Consider the following 5133-nt stretch of genomic DNA (forward strand, 5'->3'; position numbering starts at 1 on the left):
CTTGCGATCGCACGCACCAACGCGACATCAGCCGCTCCGCGGCGGGCGTGAGCCCCGCCCTTCGGGCGGACGACGCTACTTTGCGGACACGCCCTAGGGCCTGCGGGCGTGTCTCAAGCAACACGCCCAGCCCGTCCGGCGCCTGAGGACGAACCGGCCCGCCGGCCGGGCCCGGTGGAGCGGGTCCGGGCCCGGCGGCAGGCCGTGGGAGCGTCCCGTCAGCCGGAGGCGCCCTCGCGGCCGAGCTGCTTCGCGTCCCCGGGACCCGCCGGCCCCGGCACCGGCACGCGCGCGTCCGACCCGTCGCCGTCGTTGTTGATCTTCTCCAGTACGGCGTCCCGTTCCGGCGTGTCCTCCGGCTTGATGAAGCCGATCACGACGTACAGGACGAGCGAGACGGCGAGCGGGATCGACACCTGGTACTGGAGCGGCACCCCGCCGTCCACGTTCCAGCTGATCGGGTAGTTGACCAGCCAGAAGGTGACCAGCCCGACCGCCCAGCTGATCAGCGCCGCCGTCGGTCCGCTCCTGCGGAACCACGGCAGCAGACCCAGCATCAGCGGGATCGCGATCGGACCCATGAGCCCGGCGACCCACTTGATGACGACGGTGATGATGTCGCCGAAGAACGGCGAGTTGACCTGCGTCGCGATGGCCATCGACAGACCGAGGAACAGCAGCGTCGTCCAGCGCGCGGCCAGCAGCCCGACCCGGGTGTCCCACTCCCGTACGCGACGGGACACGGCCGGCATGATGTCGCGGGTCACGACCGCCGCGATGGCGTTGGCGTCCGAGGAGCACATGGCCATCGTGTGCGAGAAGAAGCCGACGATGACCAGACCCAGCAGACCGTGCGGCAGCAGCTGTTCGGCCATCAGCGCGTAGCTGTCGGCCGGCACGTCCGTGTCGATGAGGACCGGCGCGACCCACATGGGGAAGAACAGCACCAGCGGCCAGATGAGCCACAGCACCGCCGACAGCGTGGCGGAGCGGGTCGCGGACTTCGCGGAGTCGGTCGCCATGTAGCGCTGCGCCTGGTTCCACATGCCGCCGTTGTACTCGAAGGTCTTGATGAACAGATACGCGATCAGGAAGACCATCATGTACGGCCCGGCCAACGGCTCGCTGTGGCCCTGGAGTTCGGGCTCGTCCCAGACGTTCCACAGACTGCTGAACCCGCCCAGCTCCGCCAGGACGGCGACGAGCATCGCGATACCGGCGACGAACTGGATGATGAACTGGCCCAGTTCGGTCAGCGCGTCGGCCCACAGCCCGCCGACCGTGCAGTAGATCGCGGTGACGGCGCCCGTGATCAGGATGCCCATGTTGAGCGAGACACCGGTGAAGACCGACAACAGGGTCGCGATGGCGGCCCACTTGGCGCCGACGTCCACGATCTTCAGCAGCACACCCGACCAGGCGAGCGCCTGCTGCGTGGGCAGGTTGTAGCGGTTCTTGAGATATTCGAGCGGCGACGAGACATGCAGCCGCGAGCGCACCCGGTTGAGCCGGGGAGCGAAGAGCTTGGCCCCGATCGCGATGCCGATGGCGATGGGGAACGACCAGGTGACGTACGACGTGACGCCGTAGGTGTACGCGATGGCCGCGTACCCGGTGAACATCACCGCGCTGTAGCCCGACATGTGGTGCGAGATGCCCGACAGCCACCACGGCATCTTGCCGCCGGCCGTGAAGTAGTCATGGACGTCACCCACGCGCTTGTGGGACCAGACGCCGATCGCGACCATCACACCGAAGTATCCGATGAGCACGGTCCAGTCGAGACTGTTCATGTGCCCCCTCCAGGGGTCCGCCTTGTGAACGTTGATGCTCTTCGTCAGTGCGTCCGGTCAGCGGCGCCCCCGTGCGGGAGCGGGGACTTCGGGGATTGAACCGCTACTCGCGGCAGTGGGTCAAGGGTTCCAGCGGTCATAGATGTGAACACGGATCAGAAAGCCGAACGATTTTACTTCTTCTTGACCTTGCGGGGCGTTGTCGTGAACGTGACGGGAGCCACACGATGGGCGGGCGCTTCGTCAGAACGCGGTACTGCCGTACGACGGCAACGCAACAGAAACGACCGCACGGGATGCGGGTCCCGTGCGGTCGAGAGGGAGTTCGTGTTGATTCGTGTGAACTGAGGGCATGGCAGAGCCCCCTCGGCCAGGACGGCGGACCGGTCGAGAGGGCTCACTTCCGTGCGGTCGTGCGGTCGTGCGGTCGTGCCTTGGTGCGTTGGCTCTGTACGGGTCGGGTGAGGGCTCAGCCCAGATCGAAAGCGCCCTGGTTCATCTCCTGCACGAATGTGGTCCACGATCCCGGGACAAAGGTGATCGACGGACCTTCGGGAGCCTTCGAGTCCCGTACGGCAATTGCCTGCACGACGGGAGACTTGACCTCGACGCATGCGCCATTTCCGCCGGAGTACGAGGACTTGGTCCAGGTGTCCGTAGCGCCCTGAAGAATTGCCATGTTCGGTTCGCTCCGATTTCAGCAAGTGGTGTCAATACGCCAACGTCTTGCTGGCATGATCGACGCTACTAGCCACGATCGGCGCGTGGGGCGGCCGTTCACTCGACCGGATGAGAAAACCCGGTGGACTCTTACGTACTGAGTCCACCGGGTGTATTCTTCCGCCCTGCTCTTCCGCCCACTCCGTGCGAACTGCCTTAGCGGGCGTATCCCTTGGCGATGTCCGAGATGAACTCGCGGGTCTGGTCCGCATTCAGCGCCTGCGCGCGAAGGTGTTCGTACATCACGCTGTACTTCTGGACGTCGTTCGCCTTCTCCAGATAAAGATCACTCGTGACGCCCTCGATGTAGACCACGCTCGAATCCGTGGCGTCCGGGAATTCGAGGATCGCGTAATGCCCGCTGATGCCCGGATGGGCGCCCATCTCGAACGGCAGTACCTGCACCGTGACATGGGGCAGTTGCGACAGCTCGACGAGGAACTCCAGCTGCTCGCGCATCAGTTCCTTGCCGCCGACCACGCGGCGCAGCGCCGACTCGTCGATCACGGCCCACAGGCGGAGCGGCTGCTCGGGCGCGTTGACCCGCTCCTGGCGGCGTACCCGTACGCTCACGCGCTTCTCGACGTCCGACGGGGAGGTCTCCGGGAGCGCGCCGGTGATCAGCGCCTCCGCGTAGCCCCGGGTCTGGAGCAGGCCGGGCACCACCTGCGGCTCGTACACGCGCAGCGAGGCCGCGTCCGTCTCCAGGCCGATGTAGACGCTGTACGGGATGTCGCCGAACGCGTGCCACCAGCCCTGCTGCCGTGAGTCCTTGGCCATTTGCATCAGCGACTCGACGATGCGGTTGTCCTCGACCTCGTACACACCGCAGAGGTCACGGACATCGCGCTGGCTGATGGAACGGCGACCGTTCTCAAGACGGCTGATCTTCGACTGGGAGACCAGCAGGCGCTCCGCCACCTCCTCGGCCGTCATGCCTTTGAGCTCGCGCAGCCGGCGCAACTCCTGGCCCAACCGGCGACGCCTGACGGTGGGATTGACACTGGACGCCACGGAAACGGCACCTCCTGCTGAGTAATCGCGTAGCTCTGTGTGTCTACGTCTCAGCAGACTGCCACCGATGGTCCCAACTGCGCTGGAAAACGGCCACAGAGGGGAAAGGGCGGGCGGCAGGTGGACACGCCGCCGCCGGAGCCTGTATTCGGGCGCGCGACGCGCGGGGCAACCGGTTGTACGGCTGACCCCGCGCGTCCCTTGCGGCTCCCGAACCGGGTCTCTGGGGACGTCGGCGCGGCGGATTCCGATACCCGCGTGCGTGCGTGTCCGTGCCTTGCTCTCTCAGTGCGCCGCGACGCGGGCCATACCGCCCGCGCGCTGCGGCTGCATCGGTACGGCCGGCGGTCGGCCTCCCGGTGCGGGATTACGGCGCGGCTGTGCGGCCACACCGTTCTGGACGTCCATCACGGCATGCGCCACGAGACCGCCCATCGGGTCGTGTCTGATCAGGTCCCGGAGCCGGGAGCGCGACGAGCGCCCCTCGTTACCGGGGTACAGGTGCTTGCCCAGTCCGACCGCGTGGGCCAGAGCGGCGAGCGCCGCGGTCCGCGGGTCCGGCGGTACACCGGTGCGGATCGCACTGTCCAGCCGCGACCTGATGTCGCGGCTGATCGCCGTCTCCGTCGCCTGGTAGCGAGTCGTCGGCAGCACTCCGCACATCTGACCCGCCACGGCATGAACCATGCCGCACCGCTCCAGATGCGAGAGGTAAATCTGGCGGAGCCCCAGTCGGGGCCCGCCGATCCAGTGAACTGCGCGAACCGGGCTGCCGCGTCGGCGCAGCAGTTCCAGCGCGGAGTCCAGAGTCGGATCTCCGGTCGGCCGTGGCATCACCACGGCGATACGATCCCCATCAGGGGCTATCCGTCCTGCCAGAGCCAGCTCTACTAGCTGCGCCCCGGCAAGGCCGAGGTCGAGCGACTGCGGCTGCGCTGTGGTACCCGTGGCCGGGTCCAGAGCGAGCAACAGAAGCTCCTCCGGAATTGTTCTGCGGCTCCTGCCCATCCATGCCTCCCCGCGTGGATGAATGACAGGGTGACCCCTCTCACATTGGTCTGTCGAGAGTGCCTGGTCGCTTTGTGCGGGAACCGTTATGTATGTCGTTCTCGTCTGGCACATGAGCTGTGGTTTCACACAGGACACTGATAATCGGTTCGGAGAGTGCGGCGGTGGGGCGCGCGAGCGCCGTGAGGGCCGCACATCGCATGAGGAGGCACGGTGGCGGGCGAGTCCCCCGGCAAGTCGGAGCAGCGGAAGTCGTCGGACGTTCAGGAACAGGACCCGAGGTTGGCGGTCTTCCGTGGATCGGCTGCGACGGGCGCCGGTGCTGTTGCCGGGGAGGCGGCGGACAAGTCCGACACACCCGAGGACGCGCCCCCGCCGCGGAACGGTTCCGCGAACGCCGCAGCGGCCGGGTCGACGGCCGTTCGCACGGTCCGGGGGGATGCGGACGCCTCTGAGGCTCCTGAGGCCGCTGAGGCGCCTGTGACGGCTGCTGAGGGGTCTTCGGCGGGATCGACTGAGTCGAAGCCTGACCCCGAACTGGAATCCACAACCGCCCCAACGTTCGCACGGGCGAACCCGCCCTCGGATTCCACCCCGC

Annotated in this window: 4 protein-coding genes; all 4 read right to left on the reverse strand. The window is 67.0% G+C overall.

The annotated features are described in order from the left end of the window. Positions 1 to 218: 218 nt before the first annotated feature. Positions 219 to 1793 (reverse strand): sodium:solute symporter family protein, encoded by a 1575-nt coding sequence (locus BHU15_RS30150; RefSeq protein ID WP_069630056.1) that lies wholly within the window; start codon positions 1791 to 1793, stop codon positions 219 to 221. Between the two features lie 469 nt (positions 1794 to 2262). After that, entirely contained in the window at positions 2263 to 2472 is a 210-nt protein-coding gene (locus BHU15_RS38710; protein WP_078494319.1) for a DUF397 domain-containing protein, read from the reverse strand. A gap of 197 nt (positions 2473 to 2669) precedes the next feature. Further along, positions 2670 to 3527: a helix-turn-helix domain-containing protein gene (locus BHU15_RS30155; RefSeq protein ID WP_023540934.1), complete on the reverse strand. Its 858-nt coding sequence runs from the start codon at positions 3525 to 3527 to the stop codon at positions 2670 to 2672. 285 nt (positions 3528 to 3812) lie between these two features. After that, entirely contained in the window at positions 3813 to 4535 is a 723-nt protein-coding gene (locus tag BHU15_RS30160) for a GOLPH3/VPS74 family protein (RefSeq protein ID WP_031231089.1), read from the reverse strand. Positions 4536 to 5133: the final 598 nt, after the last annotated feature.

The sequence above is a fragment of the Streptomyces niveus genome (genome assembly GCF_001723055.1).
GTDB classification, from domain to species: domain Bacteria; phylum Actinomycetota; class Actinomycetes; order Streptomycetales; family Streptomycetaceae; genus Streptomyces; species Streptomyces niveus.